This is a genomic window from Marinobacter zhanjiangensis (genome assembly GCF_014651935.1).
GTDB classification, from domain to species: Bacteria; Pseudomonadota; Gammaproteobacteria; order Pseudomonadales; family Oleiphilaceae; genus Marinobacter; species Marinobacter zhanjiangensis.
This window is the reverse complement of record NZ_BMXV01000004.1, coordinates 234,289-249,740: the sequence shown is the minus strand read 5'-3', so window position 1 is coordinate 249,740 and position 15,452 is coordinate 234,289. Positions and strand designations below refer to the sequence as shown.

General features: G+C 61.3%; 15 protein-coding genes. 11 read left to right on the top strand and 4 right to left on the bottom strand.

The genetic code is table 11. The features are described from left to right. Positions 1-95 precede the first annotated feature (95 nt). Genes IE079_RS10155 through IE079_RS10145 form a run of 3 tightly spaced genes read left to right on the top strand, consistent with a single transcriptional unit; the run spans position 96 to position 2,754 of the window. Positions 96-1,139: an ABC transporter substrate-binding protein gene (locus tag IE079_RS10155; protein ID WP_227712432.1), complete on the top strand. Its 1,044-nt coding sequence runs from the start codon at positions 96-98 to the stop codon at positions 1,137-1,139. 53 nt (positions 1,140-1,192) lie between these two features. After that, entirely contained in the window at positions 1,193-1,978 is a 786-nt protein-coding gene (locus IE079_RS10150) for an ABC transporter ATP-binding protein (protein ID WP_189576003.1), read from the top strand. Further along, on the top strand, positions 1,975-2,754 hold the full coding sequence (locus IE079_RS10145; protein WP_189576001.1) for an ABC transporter permease: 780 nt from the start codon (positions 1,975-1,977) through the stop codon (positions 2,752-2,754). Before IE079_RS10150 ends, IE079_RS10145 begins: the two co-directional genes overlap by 4 nt. Before the next feature lie 154 nt (positions 2,755-2,908). Here IE079_RS10145 and IE079_RS10140 read toward each other — a convergent pair whose 3' ends face one another. After that, a complete protein-coding gene (locus tag IE079_RS10140; RefSeq protein ID WP_189576000.1) occupies positions 2,909-3,976 on the bottom strand; it encodes a BMP family ABC transporter substrate-binding protein in 1,068 nt (355 codons plus the stop codon). Positions 3,977-4,477: 501 nt separating this feature from the next. Continuing rightward, complete coding sequence (gene mltF / locus IE079_RS10135; protein ID WP_189575998.1) at positions 4,478-5,830, bottom strand: membrane-bound lytic murein transglycosylase MltF; 1,353 nt, start codon at positions 5,828-5,830, stop codon at positions 4,478-4,480. Between the two features lie 329 nt (positions 5,831-6,159). Here mltF and IE079_RS10130 point away from each other — a divergent pair, with 329 nt between their 5' ends. The 7 genes from IE079_RS10130 (at position 6,160) to IE079_RS10100 (ending at position 12,625) form a co-directional block, all read left to right on the top strand. Next, positions 6,160-6,921 (top strand): SDR family oxidoreductase, encoded by a 762-nt coding sequence (locus IE079_RS10130; protein ID WP_189575996.1) that lies wholly within the window; start codon positions 6,160-6,162, stop codon positions 6,919-6,921. 56 nt (positions 6,922-6,977) lie between these two features. Then, positions 6,978-7,682, top strand: a complete 705-nt coding sequence (locus tag IE079_RS10125; RefSeq protein ID WP_189575994.1) for a dienelactone hydrolase family protein — start codon at positions 6,978-6,980, stop codon at positions 7,680-7,682. A 277-nt stretch (positions 7,683-7,959) separates the two neighbouring features. Continuing rightward, positions 7,960-8,733 (top strand): ABC transporter ATP-binding protein, encoded by a 774-nt coding sequence (locus tag IE079_RS10120; protein ID WP_189575992.1) that lies wholly within the window; start codon positions 7,960-7,962, stop codon positions 8,731-8,733. Then, positions 8,723-9,442 carry an ABC transporter ATP-binding protein gene (locus tag IE079_RS10115; RefSeq protein ID WP_189575990.1) on the top strand — a complete coding sequence of 240 codons (720 nt, stop codon included), beginning with the start codon at positions 8,723-8,725 and terminating at the stop codon, positions 9,440-9,442. The genes IE079_RS10120 and IE079_RS10115 overlap by 11 nt, the downstream gene beginning before the upstream one ends. A gap of 71 nt (positions 9,443-9,513) precedes the next feature. After that, complete coding sequence (locus tag IE079_RS10110) at positions 9,514-10,734, top strand: ABC transporter substrate-binding protein (protein ID WP_189575988.1); 1,221 nt, start codon at positions 9,514-9,516, stop codon at positions 10,732-10,734. Positions 10,735-10,785: 51 nt separating this feature from the next. After that, positions 10,786-11,676 (top strand): branched-chain amino acid ABC transporter permease, encoded by an 891-nt coding sequence (locus IE079_RS10105; RefSeq protein WP_227712453.1) that lies wholly within the window; start codon positions 10,786-10,788, stop codon positions 11,674-11,676. A 4-nt stretch (positions 11,677-11,680) separates the two neighbouring features. Further along, positions 11,681-12,625, top strand: coding sequence for a branched-chain amino acid ABC transporter permease (locus tag IE079_RS10100; protein ID WP_189575986.1), 945 nt, complete (start codon positions 11,681-11,683; stop codon positions 12,623-12,625). Between the two features lie 18 nt (positions 12,626-12,643). Here IE079_RS10100 and IE079_RS10095 read toward each other — a convergent pair whose 3' ends face one another. Continuing rightward, complete coding sequence (locus IE079_RS10095; protein WP_189575984.1) at positions 12,644-13,651, bottom strand: Ldh family oxidoreductase; 1,008 nt, start codon at positions 13,649-13,651, stop codon at positions 12,644-12,646. A 164-nt stretch (positions 13,652-13,815) separates the two neighbouring features. Here IE079_RS10095 and IE079_RS10090 point away from each other — a divergent pair, with 164 nt between their 5' ends. Further along, the gene (locus IE079_RS10090; protein ID WP_189575982.1) at positions 13,816-14,562 is read left to right on the top strand and encodes an SDR family oxidoreductase; all 747 of its coding nucleotides are present in this window, start codon (positions 13,816-13,818) and stop codon (positions 14,560-14,562) included. Between the two features lie 14 nt (positions 14,563-14,576). Here the strand turns inward: IE079_RS10090 and IE079_RS10085 are convergent, their stop codons facing one another. Next, entirely contained in the window at positions 14,577-15,443 is an 867-nt protein-coding gene (locus IE079_RS10085) for an ABC transporter substrate-binding protein (RefSeq protein WP_189575980.1), read from the bottom strand. Between the last annotated feature and the right edge of the window lie 9 nt (positions 15,444-15,452).

Sequence of the window (15,452 nt, the reverse complement as noted above, 5' to 3'; positions counted from 1 at the left end):
CTGTCGCCCTGTTGACTACACTGGTATGCCAATTGCTCAAGCCTTGCTGGCACAACACCAAAACACGGGATTACACGACATAACGAGGAAGTACCATGAACGATAACCATCGCAAACCGGGTCTGCTCAAGCGGATGACCTCCGCAATCGTGCTCGGCGGTGCCCTGACCGCCATGGCTTCGGGGGCTCAGGCCGAGACCGATATCCGCTTCACTCTTGACTGGCGTTTTGAAGGCCCATCCGCGCCCTTTCTGATGGCCAAGGAAAAAGGTTACTTCGAAGACGAAGGGCTGAACGTCACCATCGACTCGGGCAATGGCTCCGCAGGCGCGGTCACCCGGGTCGCCACCAACAGCTACGACATGGGCTTCGCCGACTTCAGTGCCCTGACCGAGACCACCGCGAAGAATCCGGACACCGAGGTCACCGGCGTCTACATGGTCTACAACGCCATGCCGGCGGCGGTATTTGCCCTCCGGGAATCCGGCATTGAAGAACCGGCAGACCTCAAGGGCAAGACCCTGGGCGCGCCGGTGTTTGACGGCGGCCGCAAGGCCTGGCCCTCCTTTGCCCGCCACAACGACCTGGCGGTGGATGCTGTCGAGTGGCAATCCGTGGAGCCGGCCATCCGTGAAACCCTGCTGGCCCGGGGCGAGCTGGACGCCATCACCGGTTTCTACTTCACCAGCCTGCTGAACCTGGAGGCCCGGGGCGTGGACCCGGACAACATCGTGGCGCTGAAATACCCGGACTACGGGGTAGAGTTCTACGGCAACACCATCATCGCCCGCAACGAACTGCTGGATGAGAATCCGGAAGCAGTACGAGGATTCCTGCGAGCCTTCAACAAGGCCCTGCAGGAGACCATCGATGATCCGGAAGCCGCCATCCAGTACGTCAAGCAACGGGATGGCCTGATCAAGGAAGACCTGGAGCTGCGGCGCCTGAAGCTGGCCCTGGAAACCAACGTGATCACCGAAGAGACCCGTGCCGAGGGCCTGGGTGCGGTCACCGAGGATCGTATGGACCGGGCCCTGGAGGACATGATCGCCTCCTACGATCTGGAGCCCAACCCGGAACTGGAGACCCTGTTCGACAGCAGCTACCTGCCACCCCGCGAAGCGCGGATGATCGACTAACCTGCCGGGCCCGGGCGCAACGCCCGGGCTGCAACCAACTGCCGGAGTTCCTGATGGATCTGGTTGAATTCGAGAATGTCAGTATGCGCTATGGGGAAGAAGGTCCCATGGCCATCGAAAACGTCACCCTCAGCGTCAGGGAGAACGAGTTTGTTGCTGTGGTCGGCCCTTCCGGCTGCGGCAAGTCCACCCTGATGAAGCTGGTGACCGGCCTGGCGCCGCCCAGCGAAGGCTATGTGTATCTGGACGGCAAACAGGTATCCGGCCCCCAGAAGGGTGTTGGCATGGCGTTCCAGGCGTCCAACCTGCTGCCCTGGCGGACCACCCTGGATAACATCCTGCTGCCCATGGAGATTGTGCAGGAGTACCGTCATCGCTTTCGTGCCGAGAAGGCAAAGTTCCAGGAACAGGGCCGGGCCCTGCTGGCCCGGGTCGGCCTGGCCGGCTGCGAGGACAAGTTTCCGTGGGAACTGTCCGGCGGCATGCAGCAGCGGGCTTCCATCTGCCGGGCGCTGATCCACAAACCGGCGCTGCTGATGCTGGATGAACCGTTCGCTGCCCTGGATGCTTTCACCCGGGAAGAGCTGTGGTGCATGGTTCGAGACCTGTGGCAGGAAGACCCCTTCACCGTGGTGCTGGTCACCCACGATCTGCGGGAAGCGGTGTTCCTGGCCGATACGGTGTACGTGATGAGCAAGGGCCCCGGTCGTATCGAGGCTCGCAAGGAGGTGAATCTGCCCCGGCCCCGGGATCTGGCCGTAACCTATACCGACGAGTTCGCCGAACTGGTCTTCGAACTGCGGGACCACATCGGCCGCATCCGGGAGGACACCCAATGACCTTTCGCCAGCGCAAACGCCTGATACAGGCCTCTCCCTGGATTCTTCTGGTGTCGCTGACGCTGCTGTGGGAGGTGGTGTGCTACGCCTTTAGCGTGCCCACCTACCTGTTCCCGGCGCCATCGGATATCTGGGCCTCCTGGCTGGAATATCACGACCCCATCATGCGCCACGCTACCCAGACCCTGTTCACTACCGTGACCGGCTTTGCCATCGCGGTGGTCTTCGGTCTGATCCTGGGCATCCTGGTGGGCTCGTCGCCACTGATCTACAAGGCGGTTTATCCGCTGATGATCGGCTTCAACAGCATCCCCAAGGTGGCCTTCGTGCCGGTACTGGTGGTCTGGTTCGGCATCGGCACCGTGCCGGCCATCCTCACCGCGTTCCTGATCTCGTTCTTCCCGGTGGTGGTGAACATGGCCACCGGGCTGGCCACCCTGGAGCCTGAGCTGGAGGACGTGCTGCGGTCCCTGGGCGCCAGCAAGCTGGACATCCTCAAGAAGGTGGCGCTACCCCGCTCCATGCCCTACTTCTTCGCATCCCTGAAGGTGGCCATCACCCTGGCCTTCGTGGGTTCGGTGATCTCGGAGACGGTGGCGTCCAACGTCGGCATCGGCTACCTGATGATCTCTGCCAGCTCCACCATGGACATGGGCCTGGTGTTCGCCGGCCTGGTGGTGATCGGCATCATGGGGGTGGTCATGTACGAAATCTTCGCCTTCATCGAAAAACGCATGACCGGCTGGGCCACCCGTGGCACGGACCCGGGGTTCTGATACCCGCAGCCAGTAACCTGACGACAAGGGCCTCCGGTTGGAGGCCCTTTTTTTGGTGCGCCAGGCATGGTGGGTAGCGCCTTGGCGCGTGCACAAAAAAGCCGGCGGGCAAAGTGCCGGCCGGCTTTTTCTCCCGATGGGATAGTGCCCCTGCTTACTCCGGCAGGTTGGCCGTCATGCCCTCGACGTACCAGTCCATGCCCGCCAGTTCCTCTCGGGTCATGGTTTCACCTTCCGGCACGCGCAGTTCACCGGACTGGTCCTTCAGGGGACCCGTGAAGGGATGGAACTCGTCATTGTCGATGGCGGCAATCACCGAGTCCACCTTGGCGCGCTGCTCATCGGTCAGACGGTCGCTGATGCCGACGATCTGGATCACGTCTTCGGAGATACCACCCCAGTAGTCCTTCGGCTCCCAGGTGCCGTCCATGACCGACTGAACCGTATCGATATAGTACGGGGCCCAGTCGTTGACCACGGACAGCAGGTGGGCATCGCCACCGAACTTACGCATGTCGGAGGCCTGACCCACGCCCCAGTTACCACGCTTTTCGGCGGCCAGCAGCGGCGCCGGGCTGTCGGTGTGCTGGACGATGACATCGGCGCCCTGGTCCATCAGTGCGTTGGCGGCGTCGGCCTCCTTGGCGGGGTCGAACCAGGTGTTGGCCCAGATGACCTTAAGCTCGATATCCGGATTCACTTCTTTCGCCCCCAGGTAGACGGCGTTGATGTCACGGATAACTTCCGGAATCGGGAAGGAGGCGATGTAACCCAGGGTGTCGGTCTCGGTCACCAGACCAGCAGCCACACCGGTGACGTAACGGCCTTCATAGGTTACCGACAGGTAGGTGCCCAGGTTATCGGCCTGCTTGTAACCGGTGGCGTGCAGGAAGGTGGTGTCCGGGAACTGCTCCGCCACCCGTGCTGTCGGGTTCATGAAGCCGAAGGAGGTGGTAAAGATCACGTCGTTGCCGGCCTGGGCCAGGCGACGGATGGTGCGCTCGGCGTCGGCGCCCTCGCTGACATTTTCAACGTAGGTGGTGTCTACCTTGTCACCGAAGTGGTCCTCAACGGCAAGGCGCCCCAAATCATGCTGGTAGCTCCAGCCGTGGTCGCCGATGGGGCCAACATAGACGAAGCCCACCTTCATGGGGTCTTCCGCGATGGCGGGAAAAGGCAGAGTGATGGCGGCAGCAAGCGCCAGGTTGCGTTTGAGACTCATGGATACATCTCCTGAACAGTTTGATTATCGTCTTTTTTTGGGTGAACGAATCACACATTCAGGGTCGAGCAAAAAGCTGGCCAAGTGTTCAGGAATTGGACTTCCATGATCTGATAGGGCGTCAAGGAACTGCGTCGCCGTGCATGAGGCTGGCGCATGTCCCGCGAAGCAAGAGGGTATAAGCAGATCAACACTTGAGGCGGCCCGGTCCCGTCAAACCAGAACGCCATCTGAAAGCATGGGCGGATCCGCCCTGAAACAGGACACCCCCCAGGCTTGTCAGAAGAACGCGCACCGATTCCGGGCAGAGGGCAGCTCCGATAGCGCTGATTGCCGGCAGCCCGACGCACAACCGCGAAATGCCCATTCTGAATCGGCTGGTGACACACAACTGTCACACCGGCATGACATTATCAGGGCTCACGATATGCATTGTGCCATTGTGAGTGGTTTATCGATTCAGGCCGGACCCCTTCGGGTATCCGGCCTTTTTTTCGCCGGTTATTCGTTGAAGGCGGGCCGGATTACATCCCGGTAGTTGCGGATTCGCTGCACGTAATGCACCGGCTCGTAACCACGGGCATAGCCGTAGCGAGTGCTGGGGTAATAGCGCTTGTCGGCTTTCAGGGGCAGCACCTCTCTCATGTCAGCCCAGGAGTCCGGGTTCCTGCCCAGCTTGCGGGCCAGGGCCCGGGTATCCAGCAGGTGTCCGCGGCCGATGTTGTAGCTGGCCAGGGCCAGGAAGGTGCGGTCCGGCTCCGGGATGGTTTCCGGCAGACGACGGTGACGGTCCGCCAGGTAGCGGGCACCCCCTTCAATGGCTTCCAGCGGGTCCAGTCGATTCTCGACGCCGACTTCCCTGGCGGTGGACTGAGTCAGCATCATCAGCCCGCGAACACCGGTGGGTGAGCGTGCGCCAGGGTCCCAGTGGGATTCCTGATAGGCCAGTGCCGCCAGCAGGTCTGCGGGCATGCCGGTTTCCTGTTCCGCCCTCCGGAAGGCAGCTATATATTGCGGCAACCGCTGGTCGATGCGGCGGGTCAGGGCGCGCAGATCAACGAAGTCGAAATCACCGATGTAGGCGAAGTAGCGGTTTTCCATCCGGGTAATCGCTTCGTCGCCCTCGCGGCTATTCATCCACTCATGGGCGTCGTTGGCCAGCTCCTGGGCCCCCGCCGGTGCATACCAGCCCAGGTTACGCCCACCGGTCAGGTTCATGGCGATTTCCAGGTGGGGAAAGTGACGGCGCATGACCTGCACGATATTGGAGTCAGCCACGGTGCAGCCCACCTTCTTGTCCGCGACATCAGACAGCAGAACTTCGGTGGTCCGGTCCTCGTCTTCCGTGAAGGTGATCTCCGGATGGTCCTGTGCCAGGTTTTCCAGGGTTTCCACGTAGCTGGCATCAGCTGTCACGACAATCTCATTGCCGGGGATCTCATTCGGTGTACGGGGCATGGGTCGGCTGTCCCGGTGACACACCAGCTGTTCGGTGATTTCGGTGTGGGCCGGCCCCCGGGCAAGCTGCTCATCCCGGGATTCCAGATGGGTCAGCCCCGCTGCGGCCAGGTTGGTGGTGCCCGCTTCCAGCGACTCCAGCACGGCGGCGGTGGAGTCCAGCATGGTCCATTCCACCGTCCAGCCCCGCGCCTCGGCATAATCACTCACCAGAGCGTATTCCGGGCCCACGGGATTTTCGTGGCGATTCAGGTAGTAGGTGGTGGAACCATTGCGGGTAGCCACCTTCAGCACATTGGTTTCAAAAGGCGATCCCACCTCGGGTTCACTGCCAGTACAACCGTTCAGCGCCAGCATAAGGCACAATCCGGACACCTGTATGAGCAATTGCAACATTCCCTCCCCTCATTTGCCTATCTGCCTTAAGCATAGTCGTTATATACAGTTTATGTACGTAGTGGGGCCAACCGGGATCAGTCGGTTACCGACAACCCCGACGGCGGAACTGATAACGACGGTGCCCTCACCGACCTGTTCCGGCCACCTCTGCCTGCCCTCGGTTTGTCTGTGTGCTGCGGATGACGAGGGGGTATAACCGTTATCCATCGTGAAGTGTTAGGATCATTTTCCGATGACGGGGTATCGCGAGAACCCGATGCCTGCGACCGCTTCCGGACAACTTCCATCGGGACAAACTGCATCAACACAACGACAAGGAGCAGCACATGGAAATTGAGAATCGTATTGCCGTCGTCACGGGCGCCGCCGGTGGTATCGGCAAGGCCCTGGCTATTCGCCTTCACCAGGCAGGCGCCAGACTGGTGGTCTGCGCGGACCTCGACAAAGAGGGTGCCGAAGCCACAGCCGCGGAAATCAATGGCGTTGCCTTCCAGACCAACGTGGCATCCGAGGACGAGATCAAAACCCTGATTGAGACAGTGGAAAACGAACACGGCCCCATCGACCTGTTCTGCTCCAACGCCGGCATCATGGTTCCGGGTGGCCCCGAAGCGGCCAATGAAGACTGGCAGAAAATCTGGGACATCAACGTGATGGCCCACGTCTATGCCGCCCGCCACCTGGCACCGCGCATGATCGAGCGGGGCCACGGCTATTTCCTGAACACCTCCTCTGCCGCCGGGCTGCTGTCACAGGTGGGCTCCGCCCCCTATTCGGTGACCAAACACGCCGCCGTGGCACTGGCCGAGTGGCTGGCCTTTACCTATGCTGATGATGGCATCAAGGTTTCCGTGCTCTGCCCGCAGGCGGTACGTTCTGCCATGACCAAAGGTCACGAGGAAGGCGTTGCCAGCCTGGACGGCATGCTGGAGCCGGAACCGGTAGCCGATGCCTGCCTGAAAGCCATCGAGGAAGAGACCTTCCTGGTGCTGCCCCATGAAAACGTTTTGAAATACTTCCGCAACAAGGCGGAGAACTATGATCGCTGGATCGGCGGCATGAAGAAGCTCAACCGGGCCTACAAATAATCGATAGACCGACCGACAGCACAGCGGACTTTCCTGATACCAACCGGAGGAGACGGATGAGCACTCAGTGGATCGACGTAACCAACGGAGACGGAGACACCTTCGACGCCTGGCTGGCCCTGCCCCCCACCGGCCACGGGCCCGGCCTGGTGCTGGTACAGGAAATCTGGGGGGTGAACGCCCATATCCGGGCCCTGGCCGAGCAGTATGCCCTGGACGGTTATGTGGTGCTGGCGCCGGACGTATTCTGGCGCCAGGAACCGCGCCTTGACCTGCCCTACGACAAGGAAGGCAGCGAAAAGGCCTTTGCCCTGGTCAAGGCCACCGACGCCGAAAAGAACGGTGCCGATGTGGCCGACACCGTGGAACATCTGAACAACATGGAGCAGGTCACCGGCAAGGTGGGCGTTATCGGCTTCTGTTTCGGCGGGCAACTGGCCTACCGAGCCGCCGCCGTTGGCCGGCCGGACGCCACGGTCTGTTATTACGGTGGTGGCATTCACAACCACCTGGACCTGGCCGGGGACATCCACAAGCCCATCCTGTTCCACTTCGCCGGCGACGACCCGATGATACCCACCGAGGCCGTCAACCGTGTCAGCGATACCTTCGCCGCCCACACCCGTGCCCTGGTGTTCGAATACCCGGGCGTGGACCATGGCTTCAACTGCTGGGGACGGCCAGCGTATGACCAGCATGCGGCTGCCCTTGCACACGGGCGTACCCTGCAGTTTCTGGCCGAAAACCTGAGTCAGCCCTGACCCGCCACTAAAGTCTTACCCCTGCGCAAAACGGGCCCGGGCAGCGGAGACCCGGGTTTCCTGTGATGCGCAAAAAAGAACTTTCAGGTCACCCAACTTGACAAACTGGTCAGACCCTAACTTTACTCATAATCGCCAGACGTCATTCAGAAATCAGTCTGGATGACGTCGTACAACGTTCGAAACCGGCCGTCACAGCGACCGGCAATGCCGGTATGGCCAATAATAAAAACAACCCACTGCCCACGCGTAGTGGGACCAACAGGGTGACGATTCCGTGAGCGAAAACAGGCAAGATTCGTCCATTATTCTGGAAACCCGCGGTCTGACCAAGGATTTCAAGGGCTTCAAGGCCGTTGAAGATATCAACCTCCAGGTCCACACCGGGCACATTCATGCCCTGATCGGTCCCAATGGCGCCGGCAAAACCACCTTTTTCAACCTGCTGACCAAGTTCCTGAAACCCAGCTCCGGGAAAATCCTGTACGACGGCCGGGACATCACCCGCCATCGTCCGGCGGACATCGCCCAGCACGGGCTGATCCGTTCGTTCCAGATTTCCGCGGTCTTCCCCCACCTATCGGCACGGGAAAACGTTCGTATCGCGCTGCAGCGCAAGCTGGGAGTGTCGTACCAGTTCTGGCGGTCTATCCGGATTCTTGACCAGCTCAACGAGGAGGCCCAGCACCTGCTGGAGCAGGTGGGCCTCGGCGAGTTCGGCGACACCAAGGCGGTCGAACTGGCCTATGGCCGCAAGCGGGCCCTGGAAATCGCCACCACCATTGCCCTCAAACCCAGGCTGATGCTGCTGGACGAGCCGACCCAGGGCATGAGCGCCGAGGACGTGGGCACCGTCACCGACCTGATCCGGGAGGTGGTGAAAGACCGCACCATTGTCATGGTGGAGCACAACCTCAGCGTGGTGTCCACCCTCGCTGACCGGATCACCGTGCTCAACCGGGGCCGGATCCTGGCTGAGGGCGATTACCAGACCGTGTCCACCAACCCTGCCGTCATGGAAGCCTATATGGGGACCACCGATGCCGCCTGAGAACGCCAGAGAACTGCTGAAGATCGAGAATCTCCACGCCTGGTACGGCGAGTCCCACATCCTGCACGGCATGGAGCTTACCGTACACGAAGGCGAAGTCATCACCCTGCTGGGCCGCAACGGCTCCGGCCGCAGCACCACCCTCAAAGCCATCCTCGGCCTGGTTGGCAAACGCACCGGCTCGATCCGGGTGAACGGCACCGAACTGATCAATCTGCCCACCCACCAGATTGCGAGGGTGGGCAAGCTGGGCTACTGCCCGGAAGAACGGGGCATATACGCCTCCCTCAATGTGGATGAAAACCTGGTGCTGCCACCAGTCGTCGCCGAAGACGGCATGTCCGTTGACGAGATTTACCAGATGTTCCCGAACCTCCGGGAGCGCCGCAAGAGCCAGGGTTCCAAGCTTTCCGGTGGTGAACAGCAGATGCTGGCCATCGCCCGAATATTGCGTACCGGCGCGACACTGCTGCTGCTGGACGAGATCACCGAGGGGCTGGCACCGGTCATCCTCAAGTCCCTGAATGATGTGATCCTCAAGCTCCGGGGCAAGGGCTATACCATCATTCTGGTGGAACAGAACTTCCACTTCGCTGCGCCACTGGCAGACCGGCATTACGTCATCGAACACGGTCGCGTGGTGCTGCAGATTGCCGCCGACGAGCTTGAAGCCAAACAGGACGAGTTGAACAGGCACCTGAGTGTCTGACCAAAGGTGAGGGGCCAGGGTCCCGCCCGGGTAACTACCCCCCACCAAATACAACAAGAAGGGGAAACAACATGTTCAGCAACTGGAAGACAGGTATCGCCACCGTGGCCGCTGCCACGGCGGTTTCTCTGCCCATGGCCGCCAATGCCGAGTTATCGGACGGCGTGCTGAAAATCGGGGTGCTCAGCGACATGTCCGGGGTTTACAAGACCCTCGAGGGTCCCGGAGCAGTCACTGCCGCCGAGATGGCGGTGGAGGACTTTGGTGGCTCCATCATGGGCACACCCATCGAGATTGTCTCGGCGGACCACCAGAACAAGGCGGACATCGCCGCCAGCACCGCCCGGGAATGGATCGATGACGACGAGGTGGACATGCTGACCGCCCTGGACAACTCGTCCGTGGCGCTGGCGGTTCAGGGCCTGGCCGCCGAGCGCAAGGTGATCACCATGAACACCGGCGCAGGCACCACCGCACTCACCGAGGAGCAATGCACGCCCTACGGCATCCACTATGTCTACGACACCCATGCCCTGCCGGTGGGTACCGCCACCGCCATGGTCAAGAATGGTGGCGAGAAATGGTTCTTCCTCACCGCCGACTACGCCTTCGGTCATTCCCTGAGGGACAACACCGGTGCCGTGGTGGAAGAACTGGGGGGCGAAGTGGTCGGCAGCATTCAGCACCCGCTGTCTACCAATGATTTCTCCTCCTACCTGCTCCAGGCCCAGGCCTCCGGCGCAGACGTCATCGGTCTGGCCAACGCCGGTCAGGACACGGTCAATGCCATCAAGCAGGCCAACCAGTTCCAGATCGTGCAGAGCGGACAGAAACTGGCCGGCATGCTGGTGTTCATCACCGACGTGCACAGTATGGGCCTGGATATCGCCCAGGGCCTGCAGTTCACCACTGCCTTCGTCTGGAACCAGGACGAGGAAGCCCTGGAGTGGTCCAACCGCTTCAACGAGCGTCACGGCGCCATGCCCACCATGGTGCAGGCCGGCGTCTATTCCGCGGTCAGCAACTACCTGAAGGCTGTGGAAGCGGTTGGCACCGATGACAGCGATGCGGTGCGCGCCCAACTGGGCGAGATGGAGCTGAACGACTTCTTCGTCGACGGCGGCAAGATCGCCCCCAACGGCTCCATGCTGCATGACATGTTCCTGGTGGAAGTGAAGTCACCGGACGAGTCCGAAAGCGAATGGGACCTGCTCAACGTTGTCTCCCGTATCCCGGCGGATCAGGCCTACATCTCCATGGAAGAAACCAAGTGTGACCTGGTCAACAAGTAACCGGCAACGTCATTAACCAAAAACAACACCAGGGGGATAACCGACGTGTCGATGCAGCTCATCACGGCCCAGGCACTGCTTGGGCTGAACGTAGGTGTGTTCTACGCCATGCTGAGTCTCGGCCTGGCGGTGATATTCGGGTTACTGAATATCATCAACTTTGCCCATGGCGCCATGTACATGCTGGGGGCATTCGTCGCACTGATCGGTTACTCCTACCTGGAGCAATGGTTTGGTATCAGTCTGCAGATCGGGTTCTGGGGTTCGCTGATCATGGCGCCCCTCGTGGTGGGGCTACTGGGCATCATCATTGAGCGCACCATGCTCAAACGCCTGGCGAACCTGGACCACATCTACGGGCTGCTGCTCACCTTCGGCATCACCCTGATTCTTCAGGGGCTGTTTGCCAACTATTTCAACGTATCCGGCACTCCCTATCCGGGGCAGCCGGAGGTGCTCAGCGGTGTGCTGAACCTGGGATTCATGTACTTCCCCACCTACCGCATGTTTGCCATCGTCTTTTCCCTGGTGGTGTGTTTCGCCACCTGGTACGTCATTGAACACACCCGCCTGGGGTCACGGCTGCGCGCCGGGGTCGAAAACCCGCAACTGACCCAGGCCTTCGGCCTCAACGTGCCGCTGATGGTAACCCTGACCTTTGGCTTTGGTGCGGCCCTGGCCGGTCTGGCAGGGGTGCTGGCGGCGCCCATCTACTCGGTCAGCCCGCTGATGGGTGCTGACCTGATCATCGTGGTGTTCGCGGTGGTAGTGATCGGCGGCATGGGCTCCATAATGGGAGCCATCCTCACTGGCCTGGCCCTGGGGCTGGTGGAAGGCATGACCAAGGTGTTCTACCCACCGGCGGCCAACACCGTGATTTTTTTCCTGATGGTGCTGGTGCTGCTGTTCCGCCCGGCCGGTCTGTTTGGCAAGGAGCAATAACCCCATGATGAATAAAGTGCTGTTCGCCATCATGCTGATTGCAGGGTTGATCGCTCCTTTCCTGGCCTACCCCGTGTTTGTTATGGATCTGCTGTGCTTTGCTTTGTTTGCCTGCGCCTTCAACTTGTTGCTGGGTTATGCCGGGCTGCTGTCCTTCGGTCATGCGGCCTTTTTCGGCGGCGCTGCCTACATTGCCGGCCATGCCCTGAAGGTCTGGGGCTTCCCGCCCCTGCTGGGCATTCTGACCGGTACCGCCTTCGCTTTCCTTATCGGGATCGTGTTCGGGTTCCTGGCCATCCGCCGCCAGGGGATCTATTTCGCCATGGTCACCCTGGCCCTGGCGCAGATCATCTATTTCCTGTGCCTGCAGTTGCCCTTCACCGGCGGCGAGAACGGGCTCCAGGGCATCCCGCGGGGTGAGCTGTTCGGCCTGTTCAGCCTCGATAACGAGCTGACCATGTATTACCTGGTGTTCGCCATTTTCCTGATCGGTTTCGGCATCATCTACCGCACCGTACACTCGCCCTTTGGCGAAGTGCTGCAGGCCATCCGCGAAAACGAACCGCGGGCGTTATCCCTGGGTTACGATGTGGACCGCTTCAAGTTACTGGCCTTTGTTCTCTCCGCGACCATGGCGGGACTTGCCGGTTCCACCAAGGCGCTGGTTTTCCAGTTCGCCTCACTGACCTCCGCCCACTGGCAGACGTCCGGCGAGGTGGTGCTGATGACACTGGTAGGTGGACTCGGTACCGTCTTCGGGCCAGTGCTGGGGGCCGTTACCGTGGCTACCCTGACCCACGAACTGGGCTCCTTCGGGTCCTGGGTACAGGTAATTCTGGGTACGATCTTCGTGATCGTGGTGTTGGTGTTTCGCCGGGGCATTATCGGTGAGATCCATCACTTTGTGGAGCAGCGCAAGGCGGCCCGGACCTCCGCCGATAACGACTGAGGGCGGACTTTCGTCCGCTCAGTCCACCAGCCCCCTCAGGTAAGTCAGGTCATCCTCTTTGAGGGCGACGCCCAGCCGCTGAGCTTCGGCTCGCTGACGGTAACGCCGGTCGCCGGGCTGTCGCTGCTGGCCCGCGTCGCTCATGGCCTGAACCAGAGTTTCGGTACGCTCCGCAAAATCGCTACCTGCCCCGCAGGCAGGATCAATCACAATCAGCAGCTCCCCGGTCCAGGGGGTTTTCGCGCCAGGGTGGCCTGACCAGTCGAACTCGAAGGAAAAATTGCCCCCGGTCAGCGCAGCGGCCATCAGCTCCACCATCATCGACAGGGCCGAGCCCTTGTAGCCACCAAACGGCAGCAGGGCACCACCGTTGAGGACCTTTTCCGGATCACAGGTGGGGTTGCCATCGGCGTCTACCCCGTAGCCTTCCGGCAGCTTCTTCCCTTCCTTCGCGGCTATCTGCACATCACCATGGGCAATGGCACTGGTGGCCAGGTCAAACACCAACGGCTCATGGCCGGCACGGGGCGCGGCGAAACTGATGGGGTTGGTGCCGAACAGTGGCTTGCGTCCGCCGGCAGGCACCACGCAGGCCATGCTGTTAACCATCGCCAGCGCCACCAGACCCTCACTGGCAAAGGGTTCAACATCCGGCCAGAGCGCGGCGAAGTGGTGGGAGTTGCGAATGGCCATCAGGGCGATGCCGTTGTGCCTTGCCTTGTCCAGCAACAGCTCGCGCCCGGCCTCCAGTGCCGGCTGGGCAAAGCCGTTACCGGCATCCACCGCGACAAAACCGGGGGCACGGTCTTCCACCTCGGGCCTGGCATGACCATCCACCCAGCCACTGGCCAGTGTGGAAAGATAACCGGGTATGCGGAAGACACCATGACTGTCGGAGCCATCGCGCTGGGCACTGGCACAGTTGTGGGCCAGCACCGCAGCCACCGCATCGGAGGTGCCGTGCTTGCGGAAAATCGATGTCAGCAGCGACACCAGCTGATCAAAGGGGAGGCGTGCCTCGGGCATGGCGAAAACTCCGGCTGGTCAGGAAAAACCTGCAGGCGAGCCTGACGTTCAGCGTTGGCATTACTGACCGCCACGCCCTCGCCGAATGCCGGCTACCCTGTGGTAACGTTTACCACTGAGGTTAATCTACAGCAGAAGAAAAACAACCAGAGGAAACCAGGCACATGCGTAAGACGATTCTGATTACCGGCGCCAGTACCGGCCTGGGCGAAGGCATGGCCCGGGCCTGGGCGGCGCAGGGCTGCAACCTGGCCCTGTGTGCCCGCCGCACCGAAAAGCTGGTGCAGTTGCAGAGCGAGCTACTGGCCAGCCATCCCGATATTCAGGTGGTTGTACGCTCCCTGGACGTATGCAATTACGATCAGGTATTCGAGGTATTCCGGGACTTCCGGGAGGAGCTGGGTTCCCTGGACCGGGTGGTGGTGAATGCCGGCATGGGCAGCAAAACCGCTATCGGTCACGGCGACTTCGCCTCCAACCGGCAGGCGGCGGAGACCAATTTCGTGGCGGCCATCGCCCAGTGCGAGGCCGCGATGGAGATTTTCCGGGCGCAGAACGCGGGGCACCTGGTGCTGATGTCATCGGTCAGCGGGGTACGGGGTTTCCGGGGCCCGTTCAATGTCTATGCCGCCACCAAGGCAGCCGTGGCCGCCCTGGCCGAGGGGCTGCAGCTGGATACCCGGGGCACGCCCATCCGGGTGACCAGCATACTGCCCGGCTACATCCTGACCGACATCAACCGGGAGGTGAAGAACGCTCCCTTCCGGGTGGACCTGGACACCGGCGTCAAGGCCCTGGTCAAGGCCATCGACAGTGAGAAGCGCCGGGCCTATGTGCCCTGGTGGCCCTGGACGCCGCTCAGCTACGTACTCAAGGCCATGCCTTTCGGGCTTTTCGCCCGCACCATGTAGACTCCGGCGGCCTGTCAAAGGGCGCCGAGTATTTCCTGAACCTGCAGGCGAACACTCTGCAGGCCTCCGCCGGACAGGTACCACAGGCCGGGCGAGAGGATGGTAACCTCGATGTCCCCCGCACCAACGGCTTGCAGGTCGCGGCGCAAGGTGCTGGCATCCAGTGGCTCATCGCCGATAGCAGCACTGCGGTCCACCACGAACAGATGGTCCGGCGCCATATCCGCCAGCACCTCAGGAGTCGCTGGCGTGAACACCCGTGTGCCGCGAGTCACGGACTCGACGCCCGCAGGTACATCCGGCTGCTCCAGGCCCAGCAGCTGTGATACCACCGGCTCGTCCCTCAGGGAGAAGTTGTCATCGTTGTGGGTGACAACCACCACCTGCGGATTACCGGTGATACCGTCACGGGCCTGGTCCACCGACTTCCACAGTGCCTGCAGCCTGCTCTCCGCCTCTTCGTACATTCCATAGAGCGTGGCCAGCCCCAGTACGCGAACCTGCACACCTTCGCGGTAGTCGTCCCCCAGCAGAGAAACATCCTGCACCTGCACAATCTCCTGCAGTGCTTCGAGGCTTTCCGCCTGGCGACCGGTGACCAGCACCAGGTCCGGCTCAGCGTCAGCCACTACATCCAGATCCGGCGTTTTCAGGTTACCGGCATCGGGTCGGGCAGCCGCCAGATGGCCCAGGTAGTCCGGCAGCCCGGTTTTCGGGACCGCCACGATCTTCTCTTCAAGACCCAGCTCGACCAGGGTATCCGTAGCGCCGTGGTCAAAGCTGATCACCATCGGGCCGGCAATATCCTTTGACAGGGTGCCGCAACCGGACAGGACAGCCGCGCCCACCATAGCCATCAGACAGTTTCGAATCATGTTCATGGATATCTC

What these genes read in the sequence shown, in the direction of transcription:
- IE079_RS10130 (WP_189575996.1), top strand. Translation starts at nt 6,160, where the DNA reads ATGGAAATTGAGAATCGTATTGCCGTCGTCACGGGCGCCGCCGGTGGT.
- IE079_RS10150 (WP_189576003.1), top strand. Translation starts at nt 1,193, where the DNA reads ATGGATCTGGTTGAATTCGAGAATGTCAGTATGCGCTATGGGGAAGAA.
- IE079_RS10090 (WP_189575982.1), top strand. Translation starts at nt 13,816, where the DNA reads ATGCGTAAGACGATTCTGATTACCGGCGCCAGTACCGGCCTGGGCGAA.
- mltF (WP_189575998.1), bottom strand. Translation starts at nt 5,830, where the DNA reads ATGTTGCAATTGCTCATACAGGTGTCCGGATTGTGCCTTATGCTGGCG.
- IE079_RS10085 (WP_189575980.1), bottom strand. Translation starts at nt 15,443, where the DNA reads ATGAACATGATTCGAAACTGTCTGATGGCTATGGTGGGCGCGGCTGTC.
- IE079_RS10155 (WP_227712432.1), top strand. Translation starts at nt 96, where the DNA reads ATGAACGATAACCATCGCAAACCGGGTCTGCTCAAGCGGATGACCTCC.
- IE079_RS10100 (WP_189575986.1), top strand. Translation starts at nt 11,681, where the DNA reads ATGATGAATAAAGTGCTGTTCGCCATCATGCTGATTGCAGGGTTGATC.
- IE079_RS10105 (WP_227712453.1), top strand. Translation starts at nt 10,786, where the DNA reads ATGCAGCTCATCACGGCCCAGGCACTGCTTGGGCTGAACGTAGGTGTG.
- IE079_RS10095 (WP_189575984.1), bottom strand. Translation starts at nt 13,651, where the DNA reads ATGCCCGAGGCACGCCTCCCCTTTGATCAGCTGGTGTCGCTGCTGACA.
- IE079_RS10125 (WP_189575994.1), top strand. Translation starts at nt 6,978, where the DNA reads ATGAGCACTCAGTGGATCGACGTAACCAACGGAGACGGAGACACCTTC.
- IE079_RS10115 (WP_189575990.1), top strand. Translation starts at nt 8,723, where the DNA reads ATGCCGCCTGAGAACGCCAGAGAACTGCTGAAGATCGAGAATCTCCAC.
- IE079_RS10145 (WP_189576001.1), top strand. Translation starts at nt 1,975, where the DNA reads ATGACCTTTCGCCAGCGCAAACGCCTGATACAGGCCTCTCCCTGGATT.
- IE079_RS10110 (WP_189575988.1), top strand. Translation starts at nt 9,514, where the DNA reads ATGTTCAGCAACTGGAAGACAGGTATCGCCACCGTGGCCGCTGCCACG.
- IE079_RS10140 (WP_189576000.1), bottom strand. Translation starts at nt 3,976, where the DNA reads ATGAGTCTCAAACGCAACCTGGCGCTTGCTGCCGCCATCACTCTGCCT.